Origin of the sequence: Bradyrhizobium sp. ORS 375 (assembly GCF_000239775.1) — a bacterium.
Lineage (GTDB): Bacteria > Pseudomonadota > Alphaproteobacteria > Rhizobiales > Xanthobacteraceae > Bradyrhizobium.
This window is the reverse complement of the sequence record NZ_CAFI01000251.1, coordinates 1-1,174: the sequence shown is the minus strand read 5'-3', so window position 1 is coordinate 1,174 and position 1,174 is coordinate 1. Positions and strand designations below refer to the sequence as shown.

Annotated in this window: 1 protein-coding gene and 2 pseudogenes; 2 read left to right on the top strand and 1 reads right to left on the bottom strand. The window is 68.0% G+C overall.

What is annotated here, in order from left to right:
* A pseudogene (locus BRAO375_RS19380) lies at positions 1 to 562 on the bottom strand (extensin family protein); the annotation flags it as partial.
* A gap of 38 nt (positions 563 to 600) precedes the next feature.
* Here BRAO375_RS19380 and BRAO375_RS37505 point away from each other — a divergent pair.
* A complete protein-coding gene (locus BRAO375_RS37505; RefSeq protein ID WP_139031420.1) occupies positions 601 to 843 on the top strand; it encodes a hypothetical protein in 243 nt (80 codons plus the stop codon).
* Positions 844 to 937: 94 nt separating this feature from the next.
* Positions 938 to 1,174: pseudogene (locus BRAO375_RS19375) on the top strand (DUF2147 domain-containing protein); the annotation flags it as partial.

The following is a 1,174-nucleotide window of genomic DNA, read 5'->3' as shown; positions in this document are numbered from 1 at the left end:
GCTCTTGCGGATAGGCTGTGCGCGGCGCGGCCTGTGGACGTGAGGGCGCGGCGGGATAGGAGCCGTCGGGCGGCAGATTGACGTCATCCTCGCCGGCCGGCGGCTCGAGCTGCAGCGGCGCGCCGGGGGCTGCGCCATAGGTCGGCGCGCGCGCGGGTGCCGCCGGATAGGCCGCGCCGGGTGAAGGATAGGCTGACTGTGGCGCCGGCTGGGGCTGATAGGTCTGAGGCGGCGCATAGCGCGGCGGCTGGTTGATGGGCCAGCGCGGCTGGCCGCCGATGCTGCCAGGCGGGCGCAGGCTCTCGTCGGCGAAGCCATAGCTCGCGGTGGCCTCGCCGAGCGCTGCCACCTTGAGCGGATAGTCGGCGCCGCACATGCCGGGCCCGGAGATCGGATCGATGCGGACGATGTCCGCGCTCTCCTTCACGGCCCCTGATTTCAGGCAGGCGATCTCGGCCTCGGCCCGCCACGGCTCGCGCTCCTGGAAAAATCCACGGCCGCAACCCGCAAGCGTGACAAGGACGATGGAGCCGACGAGATACAAACGAACTCCGCGCGTCATCTGCAGAGGTTTGCGGCAATTTGCTTAAGGAGCTGTCAATGCCGTCTGTTGACCGGGCAGAAACCATCGCGGCACGCGCGCTGGTCGATAGTGACAAAACTGGCAGCGGCGCTGCCTTTTCTGCCGGGGCCGAACGACTATTCTCGCTGCGCGCGCCACGTTCGCGCGAAGCGAACGCTGATCATGGGAGTGGTGTCATGACCCCTGCCGGTCGCCTGAGCACGATGGTGGCCTATGCCGCGTTTGCCTTCGTTGGCGCGATCGTGATCGGCCTGATCTAGCGGCGCGCTGACCGTGACCTGCATCACAGTTGCGCGCGCTGCACCGGCTTAAGGGTTCCCTCAGGTTCACGACGCCGCCCGAGGGAGCTCATCCATGAAGACCGTGTATCTCGCCGCCGCCGCCATTCTGATCGCGAGCAGCGCCGCGCAGGCCGGCAGCTCGATCGCGTTCGATTTCAACGGCCAAAAGATCCGCGTCACCGTGCCGCGCAACTGCCAGTCGCTGTCCTGCCTGCAGGTCTCCGGCGTCGATCTCAGCGCGCTGAAATCCAAGCTCGACGATGATGCGCCGGCAACGAGCGCGCCGGCCGCGGCCGCAACCGCTGCCACG